Genomic DNA, 13,647 nt, shown 5'->3' with positions numbered 1-13,647 from the left:
CTGGCGACCATAGCAAGAGTGAACCACCTGATCCCTTCCCGAACTCAGAAGTGAAACCTCTTAGCGCTGATGGTAGTGTGGGGTCTCCCATGTGAGAGTAAGTCATCGCCAGCTCATTATTCCTAAAAAGCCCTCTGCTCACGTAGGGGGCTTTTTTATGCGTGGGATTTCATGGTTATAGATTTTTCTATTGATACTTTATGATCTAAAAAAAGAGTTAAAGAGTAACAAGGTGCAGCCAAAACTTCAGAGCTATTAGCTGCACCATATTGTTTGAAGTAATTAAATTTTATCTATCCTTCTTTAAGATATTTAAGAATTGTCAATTACTTCCTGTTGATCAAGCTGACGACGAGCATGTTTAAATGCTGTTCTCAGCCCTTCTTCTAAAGTCGGATGATAGTAAGGCTTTGCCAAAATCTGATGAATATCTTGTTCTGCATCAATCATCCAAGCTAGCATGTGTGCTAGATGTTCGGTTTGAGGGCAGAATAATTCAGCACCTAATAATTTTCCTGACATTTTATCTATATATACTTCAGCCCCACCTTTATTTTCTGAAAGAATTAACGCGCGTCCCTGTCTTTCATAAGATACAAAGCCTCTAATATATTCCGTATTTTTCTCTTCTAGCTGTTTGAAACTTTGTCCAATAATCGCCATTTCTGGTTGGCTAAATACGATTGCCAAAGGAGTTAGGGCAGAAATAGGCTGAACATCTGGAAAATTTAAGCAGTTCTGGACCACTTCTTTACCATTATGGGCAGCTTCATGTTGAATTGGGACATCAGGGGCTGCATCGCCAACAATAAAAATAGGCAAGTTTTCTAATTGCTTGGTTTTTTTATTAATAGGTAGCTTTTTAACATCTTGGAATTCAGGATTAATTTTTTCCAAACCTAATCGATCTAAATTAGAACTACGTCCAGTAGCTGAGAGTACATAATCTACTTCAAGACTTTGTTTTTGATCATTCTCTATATAGTCAATTTTTACCTGATCAGTAAGGAGTTTGACTTGATTAGGTAAAGTTTTAAATTTGATATCCAGCTCGTTATTTAATTGCTCTCTAACCAAAACTTGTAGAGTTGGACTGGTGAGTGCACCTATTTTCTGACTACGAGCAAACATAGTAGTACGTACCCCTAAACGTTGCATGGCTTGAGCCAATTCAATTGCAATAACGCCACTACCAATCACTGCTAAGGATTTAGGTAGCTGTGTAAGTTCAAAGATTTCATCAGATGTCAGGAGTTTATCGCCTAGTTCATCTTTTAAGGTAGCATCAAAATTTGGTCGAGAGCCTACTGCAATAATAAAACTTTTAGCTTGATAAGATTTTCCTTTTACTTGGACTGTTTGAGCATTGGTAAATTCTGCGTGCCCAGATACCTTGTGAGTTGAATCCCATTGTTCTACTTCTTTTAAAGTGGCTCGAATATAATGATCACGAAGCTTATGTAGGCGATCCATAACGGTGGAGGTATTTATTACGGCATCATGCTGTAATCCGAGATTTTCTGCAGTTTTAATATCATGCATACGGTTAGCAGAAGAAATCAGAAGCTTGCTCGGCATACAGCCTACACGAGCACATGTAGTATCCCACGAACCGGCATTAATAATTAAAATATTTTGGGTATGTTTGATAGCTTCTTTATAGGCACTGATTCCTGCTGTGCCTGCGCCGATAATGATTAAGTCGTACATCACAATTAATATTCTAATAAGCTTGGATTAAATATATAAAAAAAACCCTCTAAGAAGAGGGTTTGCTTGCAATTGTTTACATTTAGAACTTTGTACCAGTAGGTTGGGTTAAAGTAGTTGTTATCGTACCATTGTTATTAGTAGATGTACCTTTAAATGCAATACCATTTATAATATGTTCAAATGAAAGAGTTTCATTTATCGCTTTCTTAAATTTGAAGATATTCGGTCCTGTTAGTTTTATACTACCAGTAAACTTTTGCTCATTTATTTCAGGTGATTCATTTTCTATACGGGTGCCATCAATTGTAGTAATACTTGGTAAAATTAACTCTTGTTCACCTGAGGCTTTAATACGGTAACTAGCAGAACTAGTTGTACCAGGCGTAGAAGGCAAAACGAATGAAATAGGTTCAGCAAAAGGAATATTCGGATTATCATTAATTAATACATTAAAACCTGAGCCAGATTGAATGTTATATAAGCTCCCGTCCCGAGAGGTCAAATCTTTATAGATGCTGATAGCACCTGTAGTGACTTCACGCTCCGTATCTTCTCCTGTTTCAGGATCTTTAACGATTGCAGTAGTAGTAATTTTATAATCACTAGTCTCACTATTAATTAATATAAAGCGTTTTTGTTGTGTTTGTACAAGTCCCCATGACTGTTGGAAAGGATAAGCGAATGCTCCTGTAATAGTTACGTCATTGAAGTTTTTATCACCATTTTCATTCTCAAACACATAAATACGTGTATTCGACTCATAAGCTTCCAAATTGGGTGATATTTCATCATGTTGAAGCTTAATATTTTTAAGGTCATCAACCGTAATATCAAAATCCCAATCTGTATATCCAGGTAAAATATTTTTAATATTTTCACCTACAAATACGTAACAAGCTCGGTAATCAGTTTTGCTTAGATAAAAACATTTGTCGCGATAGTTTGTAGCTTTATATTTAGATAGATCAATACTTCTTATATCTAAACTTAATTGTAAAGGTCCTTGCGCAAAAGTGTCTAAGGCATGATCAATATAGCCTTTTACGGTAGACGCATCATTTGGATCATAGTTTCCAAATAAAAATTTTCCCTCTCGTTTCAAAATTTCGAGTTGTTTAGTAAGTTCTATAGGACTAATCGTTGTTGGATTTTCACCATTAAGGTCGCTTGGATTTGAAGTATTATCACCATAATAACCATTACTACCCCCACCGCCACATGCAACCAATAAGCCCGATAAAGTCATCATTAAAGTTGTTTTAATGAGTTTCATATTTACCCCAATAAATAATCATTTAAAAAGTATTGTTTTATTGCTCAAAGATTAACATACATAAAAAATGGCGCAAAGAGCGCCATTGATTTTTATCGATAGAATTACAGAGTAGTACCTACACTTATCCCCACCGTTGGTCGAACATTCATTGAACTACAGCCTACAAATACCAAACTTAGGCATATAATCAATAAAATTTTATTCATTAATCGATCCCTGTATTTTAGCTGCATTAAACAAAGCTTTTGAAAGTGTGTCATTGCAGTAAACCATCATAGGTTAATAAATTACGCTTATTTAAGATTTTCCTTGATAGCGCAGCGCGCAATAGACTTACTGTAACTGTATTACCTGTTTCCAGATCAGGACGATTTACACTCACAGATCTAAAACTTTGTAGATCCAAATAATAAAATTCAACCTAATGCCTTTCTCCAAAATACCTTAGTCATCCAGCAGATCCATCTGTTTCGCCAGCTGATATAAATTATTGGAGCGATTTCCTGTACGGCAGAACATCAAGATCGGCTTTGGTAATTCGTTATAATGGTTAGCAAAGGTGCGCACATCAAGCTCGGTAATCTGGCCAGCAACTACTGGCTGGAAGACATAATCCAGACCTGCACTACGAGCAGCTTCCTCAATTTGTACGCTGGTTGGCTGTTCAGGGCCACCTTCCATATCCGGACGGTTATTAATAATTGATTTAAAACCTTTTTCAACTACTTGAGAGATATGTTCAGGACCAATTTGGCCAGCAAAGCCTACATTTTCGCTCATGATGTCACTCCATTATGTCATTTATCTTGATATGCTTTATGATAGCATTAAGCTGAAAACATGATGGCCTAGTTCTGAAAAATTTATAAACGATTACAACTATAAAATAACGCAATGGAGCGCGTATGTACGCCTATACAGTCGAACCACTGTATGTCAAAAGCGGTCAGGAAGTGATTGCTGCGGATTTCTATCGTCCTCAACAGATTGACAAACCAGCTGTGATCCTGATGGCTCATGGCCTGGCTGCTTTACGTCATTTTAAACTGGTACAATATGCCCAACGTTTTGCCAGTGCAGGTTATGCGGTGGTTCTGTTTGATTATCGCTATTGGGGAGGCAGTACCGGGCGTCCGCGTGAACTGGTATCGATCGGTGCTCAACTTGAAGACTGGCGTACAATGATTCAGCATTTGCAGGCACGTAAATCCATTGATGCTAAACGGATTGTATTATGGGGAACAGCATTGAGTGGCGGGCATGTACTGACATTGGCCGCAGAACTAAAAAATATTCAGGCGGTAATGGTACAGGTACCCTTTGTTGATGGTGCAGAAAGTGCCAAACTTTATCCTTTGCAGCAATTGCCCAAAGCCCTGAAGATTTCCAGTCAGGATTATATGGGGGCAAAGGTAGGAATGGCGCCCAAGACCTTGCCGGTGGTTGATCGTCATGAACTCTGTTTTATGCCGACACAAGACAGTTATGAAGGATATCTATCCATTGTGAATCCAGATTATTACTGGAGTGGTCATATCCCAGCCCGGGTATTCTTTAAATTGATGCGATATCGTCCTATTCAGGAAGTCCGCAAAATCACTATTCCTGTCCTGTTTATCGCAGCACAACAAGACAGCCTGATTCCCATTGAAGCCAGTCGGGAAACTGCAACCAATATTGCACCATTTGTACAATATCATGAGTGGAATATGCGGCATTTTGATATTTATCATGGTGAATGGTTTGAAAAAGCAGTCTCGACCCAATTAGAATTCTTACATCAACATATTGGAGTGCGCTAGATGATCATTGTATGCCCGAATTGCCAGGCTAAAAATCGTGTGCCTGAAGAAAAATTAACGGCCGATCCAGCATGTGGTCAGTGTCATCAAGCTTTAGTTCCATTAGCGCCGATTGAGCTAAATGAACAGAACTTTAGTCAGTTTGTCACCCATAGTGATCTTCCCATCCTGATTGATCTATGGGCAGACTGGTGTGGTCCATGTAAAATGATGGCACCGCATTTTGCTGCTGTAGCAAAAGAAAATCCACGGGTGGTATTTGCTAAAATTGATACCGAAGCCAATCCGCGATTAAGCTCAGCATTTAATGTACGTAGTATTCCAACGCTGGTTTTGATGAATAAAACCAATGAAATTGCTAGAATAAGCGGTGCATTACGTTCAAGCGAACTACAAAAGTGGCTTGATCAGCAGTTAAATAATGCTCAATCCTAATTTAAAAAGCCTGGAGTTCAAGTGACAGATTCTCATATTAAACCAGAGGGAGTACTTTCCCTGCAGACGATTGCAATGCCTGCGGATACCAACTGGAGTGGAGATGTATTTGGTGGCTGGATTGTTTCACAAATGGACTTGGCGGGAGCAATTCATGCAGAGCGCTTTAGTAAAGGACGCTGTGCAACGATTTCGATTAACCAGATGACCTTCCTGGTTCCTGTGAAAGTCGGCGATGTCATTAGCTGCTATACCAAAATTCTAAAAGTCGGTAATACTTCAATCCAGATGCAAATCGAAGTATGGGACAGTCATGATAACTCACGTGCACCTGTACGCGTGACTGAAGGGGTATTTACCTTTGTCGCAGTGGATGTCAAAGGCAATAAACGTCCAATTCCGGATGAAGCAAAACAGAAATTTGCAGAATCTCAGCAGAACTCATAATTCATTAAATAAAAAATCCCAGATCAATAATCTGGGATTTTTTTGTCTGTATTGAAATTAGCCTGGCTTCAACTGGTTCTTGGCAATCCAAGCCCAGAGCATTTCACATTGAATCGGTGCTTCACCAGATTCATCAGTTACAATAACTTGTACTAGCGTTTCACCTTTTTCTGAACTTTGCATCAATTGCTGCTGTTCAGGAGTCAACGTAGCCACCGCAGTCATGGCACCTTTGGTTGGATGCTTAAAGTCCACTTTTAGGCTTTTAATCAGAACCACTGCGCTGTCAGGCACATTCATCGCAGTCACAAAACCGGTCGCTGTTTCTGCCAGCAGTGCCATGGCACAGGCATGAATCTGACCGATATGGTTCTGCATGACCTTATGATTGGCCATACTTACCACGACTTTGGAAGCACTGACTTCCTGATAGCGAATCTTGGCAGAACCGACCATCGGAACCACTCGGCCAAAGGTCTTACTTAATAAAGCAGTACGTATACCTTGCGGTAATCTTGATGTCGCTTTGACCAGTCTGGTCAGTCGGTTGCTCTTTGTCATAATTCTATCTACAGACGTTGCTGCCTTAGTCTTTAAAGTTGTTGAACTGTAAAGGCAGACCGAATTGTTGTTCTTTCAGGAATGCCATCACTTGTTGTAAGGTATCGCGCTTTTTATCAGTCACACGAATCTTGTCGCCCTGAATTGAAGATTGCACTTTAATACCGCTTTCTTTAATGGCCTTATTAATTTTTTTCGCCGTATCTGAGTCAAGGCCATCTTTAAGCTTGATCACCTGAACTACATTTTTGCCTGAAGCGGTCATTTTTTGTGGATCTAGTGCCTGAATATCCACTTTACGCTTGAAGAAATGATTTTCCAGCATGGTATACACTTGCTCACATTGGAAATCACTTTCTGTGCTAATTTTAATTTCCTTGTTTTTTTCATTCAGTTCAATAGAAACATCCTGTCCACGGAAATCGAAGCGGGTTGCAATCTCTTTTTGGGTATTTTGAACTGCATGATTTACTTCAAAAATTTCTAATTCAGAAACAATATCGAAAGAAGGCATAGTTTAGACCTTTACAAAGGGAAAGAATATCTGAGATGCTAGGGATGTTTTCTTCATTTGCCAAGTGTTGTTTACATCAAAGGAGTGCGCAATGATCCGTAAACAAGAAATTACAACATTTGAGTTCCCAGAAAATGCTATAATCTGGGATGTACGAGATGCAAGTGCTTATGCTGAAGCACACGTGAAAGGGGCGGTCAATCAGCCCATTAACGATCTTTCAGCAGATAGCCTGACTCAGGTGTCAGCGGATCAACCGATTTATATTTTATGTGGTGGTGGGAGTAAAGCTCCACGTGCAGCTGAAAAGTTAGAGGGTTTTGACAGCTCACGTGAATATGTCATCCTGATGGGTGGTACTCGTGCTGCTCGTGATGCAGGTATGCCACTGGAACAAGGTGCATAATTGACCTTGTGAAAAAAAGCGCCGTCAGGCGCTTTTTTGTTGTCTAGATTTCTTCAAAGCCCCTTTTTTTAAAGAGGGGGTTAAACTCTTTCTAGAAATCTCTCCCTTGCGGAACAGTGTTCCTCACCCTTTATTAAAGGGAGGAGCTCTTTAATTTTGAGGCTTAAAATAAGGCTTCTTGGCTTTTACCTTCTTTTGAAAACGTGTTACGTCGAGTTTTTTTACCAAGTTTGAAGGTGCGGGGCAGGCTTCTCCCAAAATCTGGGCTGCCAGAATTTCACTACACAGTGGTGCAAATAGAAAACCTTTAGAGCCAAGACCCGCAAAACTGTAAACTTCTTGATCTACATTCATCTTACCGAGCAAGGGAAAATAATCCTGACTCTGGGCGCGTACTGCTGCTCGACCTTGCCAGGTTTCGGTAGAGGGTAATAACTGTGCATATTCAGGAAAGACACTGTGGATAAGTTCATAATTATGCACATGATCTTCTACTAAGACTTCTGCATCATCCCGGCCTGGATAGAATGAAGCACCCAAAATCAGTTGTTCTGGATTGAGCTGTATACAGTAACCGCCGTAACTATAGGCTGTATCCTGATTCAATGGCTGATCTTGATTATTGACCCAGCTGACCTGTCCACGAATCGGTTTCAGGACTGGATAATGTTCAAAGAATTGCTGGGTATCACGTGCGGTACATACAATGATGTGATCAAACTTGCCTAAGGATTGCTGCTCTGCAAATAACGCAGGCTGTTCAGCAGCCTCAATATGACTAATTTTGGCTTGTTTATACTGAATAAGAGGATGCTGCAGAATTTCATCACGCAGTTGATGAGGTGAAACTGCACCCGCTGCTAATAGTTTTAAAGCTGGAAATTCAGTTTGAATCTCTTGGTCTGCTGCACTTTGAGCAGCAAGAATTTCTGTGGGATATTCATCTGCCAATCCTAAAAGCTGTTCAGGATTTTTTAAGGCAAGCTGATTGACCTGAATTGAGCGAAAAGCTTTAAATTTCTGATAATGAATTAAGGCATGCTGCCAGGCCACAGTCATCAGATGTTCGGCACTTTGCTCAACTGGACACAGTTTAGGATTGAGCAGGGCAAGGGGATTGCCGGAACCGCCTGAAAGCGGTGCTGACTGGTCGTAAATCGTGACTTGATGACCACGCTGAGCAAATGCCCATGCTGTACTTAAACCTGCGATTCCAGCGCCAATCACAGCGATTTGACGAGGTCTGGTAGGACGCTCTAGATCGGGTTCAATTTTTTTTTGAGCAATTTCCTGTTCTAAAACCGTTTCACTGTCTTTATTTTCTTTAACAGGATTCCAGATCGCTTTCAGCATTTCACGTTTATGGCCAAATCCACGTGGACGGGAAATAGAGATGCCGTGCTGTTTTAAACCACGTTTTAAGACACCTGCAACGCTAAAAGAAGCAAAAGTCGTTCCGATCTCGGATAAACGCACAATGTTATTTAAAACATTTTCTTCCCACATGTCTGGATTACATGATGGTGCGAAGCCATCCAGAAACCAGGCATTAACAGGTGCAGTTTTTTCAATGACAGGAAAGACATCATGTGCATCTCCCAGCCACAGATCCAGACTGAAACGCTCTTCAGGAAAGCTGAGACGATGACAACCGGCAATCGGCATTGGATATTGGGAGATGAGTTGATCTGCTAGCGGTTTCAATTCTGGCCAGGCATTTAAGGCACGGACTAAATCTGCTCTAGAAAGCGGAAATTTTTCTACTGAAATCGCATGCAGATGGCTTTGGTTATCCGGACGAACCTGTTGCCAGAGTTGCCATAACGCCAGAATATTTAAACCCGTACCAAAACCCGTTTCACCGACACAGAAATATGCAAAAGGTTTTAAATCGGCCAGACGGGTACTAAGTTCATTGCCATTTAAAAAGACATGCCGGGTTTCCAGCAATCCATTGTCTTTGGAAAAATACACATCACCAAATTGCTTGGACACAGGCACATCAATGCCATCCACCAATTGCCAATCCAGATCGGCAGTTTGAATTGCATGCGACAAAACGGGTACAACCTTAAAGATATTTGGACGGCTTATAGATTACCACTGACGGCGACGTTTGGTATAAACATAGCTCGCTATCAGAAAGCCAAGTAATACACCGACTGCCAAAGTTGCAGCGCCGTAGAGAAACATCTGGGCACTACGTTCACTTTGCAGGACCTGTACCTGAACCCCGAGATTGTCGTTCTTGAGCTGCAATTCCTGATTTTGTGACAGGGCTTCCAGATTGGCTTTTTCCAGTTGCTGTAGACGCGTTGCCTGATCTTTGACTAAAGCTTTGACTTTGGCATCTTGCTGGGCTTTCTGCTTGGCAATTTCTTCTGCGGTGAGCGGCTTTTTCTCAGTCGGCTGAACAGTCTGAGCAGTTGTTGCAACTGCTGGAATAATTCCAGCCTGCTGTGCAGAAGCGCCCTGAGCAGGTGCTTGTGTGGTAACAGCTTGGACAGGAGTAGCTGCTGGCTGTGTAGCCGGGGCAACTGGAGCAGAAACTTCAACAGCCCAGGCAGAAGGAATCATGAAACAAAAGCCAATGAAACTGGCGGTAACAGCGCGCATGAACCTTATCCTTTAGGAAATGCTTTATTAAATGGTTTCACATCAATATGCGCGTATACGCCTTCTTTCAGGAATGGCTCATCCTGTAACCATGCATCCAGTGCTTCACGACTGTCAAAATCAACGATGATGGTGCTGCCATAGAAACCGGCTTGAGGATTGGCTGGATCTTTAGGCATGGCACCTGCAACAATCAGACGGCCTTCAGCATCTAACTGTTCTAGACGTGCAAGATGTTGTGGACGAATCGCAAGGCGTTTTTCAACTGTACCTTCCCGGTCGGTACAGCTAACGACGAATAATGGCATGATGACTCTCTATCGTTTGTAGTTGGACTTATTCAGCTGTTCTAAAGTATTTGCGCAATACAATAAACTGAATAATGATAAAGGAAAACATCACGATCATGTCACCGAATGCAGTAAATTCGCCCCAATATTTTCCATCCATCCATAAATAGGCGAAGAATGTATGCAGAAATGACATGAGAGTAAACATACCGACCCAGGCATAGTTTAATTTAAGCCAGCCTTTGGCACTCAAATTGAATACCGGTCCAAACAGACGCTGGATGAGTGGCTTCTTATCTTTGCTAAACCATGGCGATAATAGGAAGACACCAGCGAAAACCAGATTCAGTAATACAGCTTTAAGACGGATATAGAAATCGTCGCTGAGCATCAGGGTAATACCACCGAAGATCACCGTCATAAATAGAACGATCCATTGCTGTTTGTCTAGGCGGAATTTTTGCATGACAAATAACGCACCATAGACCACCAGCATGGAAATGATCAGTCCCGTAGTTGCAACGAGAATATTGTTATTGTCGACACCCCCCGCAGAACCGATCAATTGTAGAAGTTGATGGTCAGTGTCTTTTGGATCTACAGTTTTATATAAATAAAAGAAAATAATGAGTGGCACAAAGTCTAAAAGTGCTTTCATGTTAGAGTATCTAAATCTGATCAAATAAATGTCATAGTATAGAGATGCACGGCGTAGATTTACATACACATAGTAATATTTCTGATGGAACTTTGAGTCCTCAGCAATTGGTCGAAGCGGCTGCGGACAAACTTATCCATACTTTGGCCCTGACTGATCATGACACCATGGACGGTTTAGTGTTGGCTGAAGAAGCTGCCAAAAATCATGAGATTAAGATAATTTCTGGAGTCGAGATTTCTAGCCAGTGGTCACGTCCTGCTACCAAGAAAAATTATGGCGTACATATTGTGGCACTCAATGTTCAGAATCCTGAGCCGTTACAAAAAGCCCTCAATCAGCAGAAGATCATTCGTGCCGAACGCTCTAAACAGATCTGTGACCTTCTGGTTCCTTTAATTGGTCAGGATATTTATGCTGACGTGATTGCCAAAGTTGATAATATTCCTGATCGGGTTACCCGAACCCATATTGCCAAAACGCTGGTAGAAAAAGGCATTGTGACCCGCCCCCAACAGGCCTTTGATAAGTACATCAAGGAAGGTAAAAAGGCCTATGTCAAATTTGATGGTCTGGGTCTGGAAGAAACCATTCAGGTCATACATGACAGCGGTGGCTTTGCCGTGTTGGCGCATCCAACCCGTTATGATTTATCCGCGACTAATATTCGTTATCTGATCGAGATCTTCGCCAAGTTTGGTGGAGATGCGGTGGAGTTGCCGCCCGCTATTGATCCAAGTTCAACCCGTCAGATGGTTGACCGGATGATTGCAGAGCAAGGACTTAAAGTTTCAATTGGCAGTGATTTTCATGGTGACCATATGCCCTGGATTAAACTGGGGAATGTGCCGAGCTTAAAACCAGGGCAGGTCGGGATTTGGGAGAGTTTTTGTTAATTCTAAATCTTGATGAATGGATCAGTTTTAAGATCTTGGGCGAATTTATACATCAAATGCAGAATGAGGACATTAACAAGTAATAAGGCCCATTCAGAAGTGATTAAAGTCATGATGACGATATACAGCATGATGGAAGTCAGGACTAAATTTCGATAAAAGTTTGGATGTTTTTTTGAAATGAACAGATGATCAATCTTGAGATCAAGTTTGAACTTACGATAGGCAATCACATCAATGCGTGAGGATAAGGCGAGTTCCAATTGTTTAAAGTATTTTGCATGAGAATGAATGAGATAAGTTTTACCATAACCTGTGGTTAACTGTAAGTCATGACTTTCTGGACAGGTTCTCAAGGCTTCTATGTGTGTAATTCGGGATAAGTCGAGCATAAGCGCCGATGGGATTTTTTCTAATCTCCCTAGTCCTCTTTGTGCTCCAACTTCTGTGCCAATGAATATTGAAAAATCATTATTTTGGGAAATTTCAAATAACTGGATGATTACATGAGAGCGTGTCAAAAAATGTATATCGATCAGTTGCCCAATCATCGCATCACTTAATTTGACTTGAAGTGTAAAAAAGGGCGAAAGATTAAAAACCTGTTTTAAATCTACATTAAACCAGATGCCTTGATCATGATTGGGCAGTTGTAATAATAACTGTGGCTGTTTCACCTGCCACCATTTTGCACGAATAGTACGTTGAGCCAGAATAATTGCTTGTGAATGTTGGACTGCTTGCTCAGTCATATCTTTTTTGAGTTGAGGATCGATCAAATATTTTTGTATAAAAAAAGGAAACTTTAAATTTATTCCTCGATCCTGAAACAGAAAGAGGGGAACACATAGACTAAATAAAATATGGAAAACAGGCCTACGTTGAAGATCGAGAAAAAGTTCTGATTGGACTAATGAACTCACTATAAAAGCCAAGATGGCACAAAGTAAAAATAGTGCTAAAGCCAACCATGGTCGAACAATGGGTTGAGGCACCGCTTGTTGAATTTTTTGTTTTAATTTCATATTTTTTTGAATTTTTAGATAAAAATTAGAACCTCAAAATGCTAATTCTGAGGCATTTATTTATAAATTATAGCAAATTATTATCTTGTGCCTGAATCGGTGGCGGTGTCGGTTTGCCCAGAGTGCCTAACAGTTCGATTTCAATGGTACGAACCATGGAGTCCAGTGGCAAGTCATTGCTTTGAGTTCCGAAAGGTTCTTCAATCTCTGAGCTTAGTGCATCCAGTCCCAAAAAAGTATAGGCCAAAATACCGACCAGCAAAGGCGTAAACAGACCAAGCGTTGAGCCCAGACTAAAAGGTAAAATAAAACAGAAAAAATATACGGTACGGTTCAAGAGTACCGAATAGGCAAAAGGCAAAGGCGTCGTCGCAATCCGGTCACAACCTGTCTGCACAATACTGAGTTCCGCGACATGATTATTCATCTGCATATAAATGATGTCAGAGATTTCACCTTCTTTGAGAGCTTGCATTAGCTCCCACTGAATCAGACTCAAGGTATATTGCGGTGCATTTGCCTGTTGATAGAGCTGAGTAATCGCCTGCTGGCTCATCCCACTTGTTTCCACCAGTTCAGTCGGATTGGCTGTCTGATGGCGCAGACGGTCACGCAGTACGTTCGCGAAAACGATGACGTGCTGAATCACACGTTCACGACGGCCTTGAGACAACATCCGGCAGTCACGGTCAAAATGACGTGCATTGGCAATCAGAATACCCCAGAGTTTACGTGCTTCCCACCAGCGGTCATAACAAGCAGTATTTTTAAATCCGAGAAAGATAGACAGTACTACGCCGATGAGGGTAAAGCCGACGAGAGGGAGTTCTGGAAAATGAAAATAACCTACACGTGAAAAACCACCAATAATGGCTGAAATCAGCATGACCACGCCTAAAGGAGGTAAAACCTTAGGTAAAATCGTTCCTCGCCAGGAAAATAATAATTTAAAAACGTTCTGCTGGTCACGTACGATCATTTATTGGAATCATCACAATTTTTTTTCAT

The 13,647-nt window shown here is 41.0% G+C and carries 16 protein-coding genes and 1 rRNA gene; 6 read left to right on the top strand and 11 right to left on the bottom strand.

Annotated elements, in window-relative coordinates:
• Nucleotides 1–114 (top strand): 5S ribosomal RNA (gene rrf / locus FTU72_RS08130); the annotation flags it as partial.
• Nucleotides 115–312: 198 nt separating this feature from the next.
• Here rrf and FTU72_RS08125 read toward each other — a convergent pair.
• The 3 genes from FTU72_RS08125 to FTU72_RS08115 all read right to left on the bottom strand — a co-directional run bounded on the left by FTU72_RS08125 (nt 313) and on the right by FTU72_RS08115 (nt 3,769).
• A complete protein-coding gene (locus FTU72_RS08125) occupies nt 313–1,710 on the bottom strand; it encodes a dihydrolipoyl dehydrogenase (protein WP_180052662.1) in 1,398 nt (465 codons plus the stop codon).
• An 82-nt stretch (nt 1,711–1,792) separates the two neighbouring features.
• Nucleotides 1,793–2,986 (bottom strand): hypothetical protein, encoded by a 1,194-nt coding sequence (locus FTU72_RS08120; RefSeq protein WP_180052661.1) that lies wholly within the window; start codon nt 2,984–2,986, stop codon nt 1,793–1,795.
• 447 nt (nt 2,987–3,433) lie between these two features.
• Complete coding sequence (locus FTU72_RS08115; protein WP_004783676.1) at nt 3,434–3,769, bottom strand: TIGR01244 family sulfur transferase; 336 nt, start codon at nt 3,767–3,769, stop codon at nt 3,434–3,436.
• Between the two features lie 125 nt (nt 3,770–3,894).
• Between FTU72_RS08115 and FTU72_RS08110 the strand changes: the two genes are divergently transcribed.
• From FTU72_RS08110 to FTU72_RS08100, 3 genes are all read left to right on the top strand, one after another.
• The gene (locus FTU72_RS08110) at nt 3,895–4,791 is read left to right on the top strand and encodes an alpha/beta hydrolase (protein ID WP_034170861.1); all 897 of its coding nucleotides are present in this window, start codon (nt 3,895–3,897) and stop codon (nt 4,789–4,791) included.
• Complete coding sequence (gene trxC / locus FTU72_RS08105; RefSeq protein ID WP_034702471.1) at nt 4,792–5,226, top strand: thioredoxin TrxC; 435 nt, start codon at nt 4,792–4,794, stop codon at nt 5,224–5,226.
• 75 nt (nt 5,227–5,301) lie between these two features.
• On the top strand, nt 5,302–5,673 hold the full coding sequence (locus tag FTU72_RS08100; RefSeq protein ID WP_171523022.1) for an acyl-CoA thioesterase: 372 nt from the start codon (nt 5,302–5,304) through the stop codon (nt 5,671–5,673).
• 57 nt (nt 5,674–5,730) lie between these two features.
• Here the strand turns inward: FTU72_RS08100 and FTU72_RS08095 are convergent, their stop codons facing one another.
• Both FTU72_RS08095 and FTU72_RS08090 read right to left on the bottom strand, forming a co-directional pair.
• Nucleotides 5,731–6,234, bottom strand: a complete 504-nt coding sequence (locus FTU72_RS08095) for a DUF4442 domain-containing protein (protein WP_180052660.1) — start codon at nt 6,232–6,234, stop codon at nt 5,731–5,733.
• A 25-nt stretch (nt 6,235–6,259) separates the two neighbouring features.
• Nucleotides 6,260–6,748 carry a YajQ family cyclic di-GMP-binding protein gene (locus tag FTU72_RS08090; RefSeq protein WP_004783667.1) on the bottom strand — a complete coding sequence of 163 codons (489 nt, stop codon included), beginning with the start codon at nt 6,746–6,748 and terminating at the stop codon, nt 6,260–6,262.
• Nucleotides 6,749–6,839: 91 nt separating this feature from the next.
• Between FTU72_RS08090 and FTU72_RS08085 the strand changes: the two genes are divergently transcribed.
• The gene (locus FTU72_RS08085) at nt 6,840–7,154 is read left to right on the top strand and encodes a rhodanese-like domain-containing protein (protein ID WP_180052659.1); all 315 of its coding nucleotides are present in this window, start codon (nt 6,840–6,842) and stop codon (nt 7,152–7,154) included.
• A 150-nt stretch (nt 7,155–7,304) separates the two neighbouring features.
• Here FTU72_RS08085 and mnmC read toward each other — a convergent pair whose 3' ends face one another.
• Genes mnmC through FTU72_RS08065 form a run of 4 tightly spaced genes read right to left on the bottom strand, consistent with a single transcriptional unit; the run spans nt 7,305 to nt 10,718 of the window.
• Nucleotides 7,305–9,212 carry an FAD-dependent 5-carboxymethylaminomethyl-2-thiouridine(34) oxidoreductase MnmC gene (mnmC, locus tag FTU72_RS08080; protein ID WP_180052658.1) on the bottom strand — a complete coding sequence of 636 codons (1,908 nt, stop codon included), beginning with the start codon at nt 9,210–9,212 and terminating at the stop codon, nt 7,305–7,307.
• Between the two features lie 39 nt (nt 9,213–9,251).
• Entirely contained in the window at nt 9,252–9,770 is a 519-nt protein-coding gene (locus FTU72_RS08075) for a hypothetical protein (RefSeq protein ID WP_159123094.1), read from the bottom strand.
• A gap of 5 nt (nt 9,771–9,775) precedes the next feature.
• Nucleotides 9,776–10,078 (bottom strand): YciI family protein, encoded by a 303-nt coding sequence (locus FTU72_RS08070; RefSeq protein WP_004783657.1) that lies wholly within the window; start codon nt 10,076–10,078, stop codon nt 9,776–9,778.
• A gap of 28 nt (nt 10,079–10,106) precedes the next feature.
• Nucleotides 10,107–10,718, bottom strand: coding sequence for a septation protein IspZ (locus FTU72_RS08065; RefSeq protein WP_005233839.1), 612 nt, complete (start codon nt 10,716–10,718; stop codon nt 10,107–10,109).
• 44 nt (nt 10,719–10,762) lie between these two features.
• Here FTU72_RS08065 and FTU72_RS08060 point away from each other — a divergent pair, with 44 nt between their 5' ends.
• A complete protein-coding gene (locus FTU72_RS08060) occupies nt 10,763–11,614 on the top strand; it encodes a PHP domain-containing protein (protein WP_159123093.1) in 852 nt (283 codons plus the stop codon).
• Between the two features lie 2 nt (nt 11,615–11,616).
• Here the strand turns inward: FTU72_RS08060 and FTU72_RS08055 are convergent, their stop codons facing one another.
• Together FTU72_RS08055 and FTU72_RS08050 are read right to left on the bottom strand one after the other, a co-directional pair.
• On the bottom strand, nt 11,617–12,639 hold the full coding sequence (locus tag FTU72_RS08055) for a hypothetical protein (RefSeq protein ID WP_159123092.1): 1,023 nt from the start codon (nt 12,637–12,639) through the stop codon (nt 11,617–11,619).
• A gap of 67 nt (nt 12,640–12,706) precedes the next feature.
• Nucleotides 12,707–13,618 carry a bestrophin family protein gene (locus FTU72_RS08050; protein WP_159123091.1) on the bottom strand — a complete coding sequence of 304 codons (912 nt, stop codon included), beginning with the start codon at nt 13,616–13,618 and terminating at the stop codon, nt 12,707–12,709.
• Nucleotides 13,619–13,647: the final 29 nt, after the last annotated feature.

It is taken from the genome of Acinetobacter sp. YH12137, from assembly GCF_013418535.1.
GTDB lineage: Bacteria > Pseudomonadota > Gammaproteobacteria > Pseudomonadales > Moraxellaceae > Acinetobacter.
Note: the sequence above shows the minus strand (reverse complement) of the source record. Positions and strands in the feature narration are given on the sequence as shown.

Bases quoted from the DNA above. Each gene is read 5' to 3' on its own strand.
- FTU72_RS08065 (WP_005233839.1), bottom strand. From the start codon at position 10,718: ATGAAAGCACTTTTAGACTTTGTGCCACTCATTATTTTCTTTTATTTA.
- trxC (WP_034702471.1), top strand. From the start codon at position 4,792: ATGATCATTGTATGCCCGAATTGCCAGGCTAAAAATCGTGTGCCTGAA.
- FTU72_RS08055 (WP_159123092.1), bottom strand. From the start codon at position 12,639: ATGAAATTAAAACAAAAAATTCAACAAGCGGTGCCTCAACCCATTGTT.
- FTU72_RS08115 (WP_004783676.1), bottom strand. From the start codon at position 3,769: ATGAGCGAAAATGTAGGCTTTGCTGGCCAAATTGGTCCTGAACATATC.
- FTU72_RS08050 (WP_159123091.1), bottom strand. From the start codon at position 13,618: ATGATCGTACGTGACCAGCAGAACGTTTTTAAATTATTATTTTCCTGG.
- FTU72_RS08085 (WP_180052659.1), top strand. From the start codon at position 6,840: ATGATCCGTAAACAAGAAATTACAACATTTGAGTTCCCAGAAAATGCT.
- FTU72_RS08095 (WP_180052660.1), bottom strand. From the start codon at position 6,234: ATGACAAAGAGCAACCGACTGACCAGACTGGTCAAAGCGACATCAAGA.
- FTU72_RS08075 (WP_159123094.1), bottom strand. From the start codon at position 9,770: ATGCGCGCTGTTACCGCCAGTTTCATTGGCTTTTGTTTCATGATTCCT.
- FTU72_RS08110 (WP_034170861.1), top strand. From the start codon at position 3,895: ATGTACGCCTATACAGTCGAACCACTGTATGTCAAAAGCGGTCAGGAA.
- FTU72_RS08060 (WP_159123093.1), top strand. From the start codon at position 10,763: ATGCACGGCGTAGATTTACATACACATAGTAATATTTCTGATGGAACT.
- FTU72_RS08120 (WP_180052661.1), bottom strand. From the start codon at position 2,986: ATGAAACTCATTAAAACAACTTTAATGATGACTTTATCGGGCTTATTG.
- FTU72_RS08090 (WP_004783667.1), bottom strand. From the start codon at position 6,748: ATGCCTTCTTTCGATATTGTTTCTGAATTAGAAATTTTTGAAGTAAAT.
- FTU72_RS08125 (WP_180052662.1), bottom strand. From the start codon at position 1,710: ATGTACGACTTAATCATTATCGGCGCAGGCACAGCAGGAATCAGTGCC.
- FTU72_RS08070 (WP_004783657.1), bottom strand. From the start codon at position 10,078: ATGCCATTATTCGTCGTTAGCTGTACCGACCGGGAAGGTACAGTTGAA.
- FTU72_RS08100 (WP_171523022.1), top strand. From the start codon at position 5,302: ATGCCTGCGGATACCAACTGGAGTGGAGATGTATTTGGTGGCTGGATT.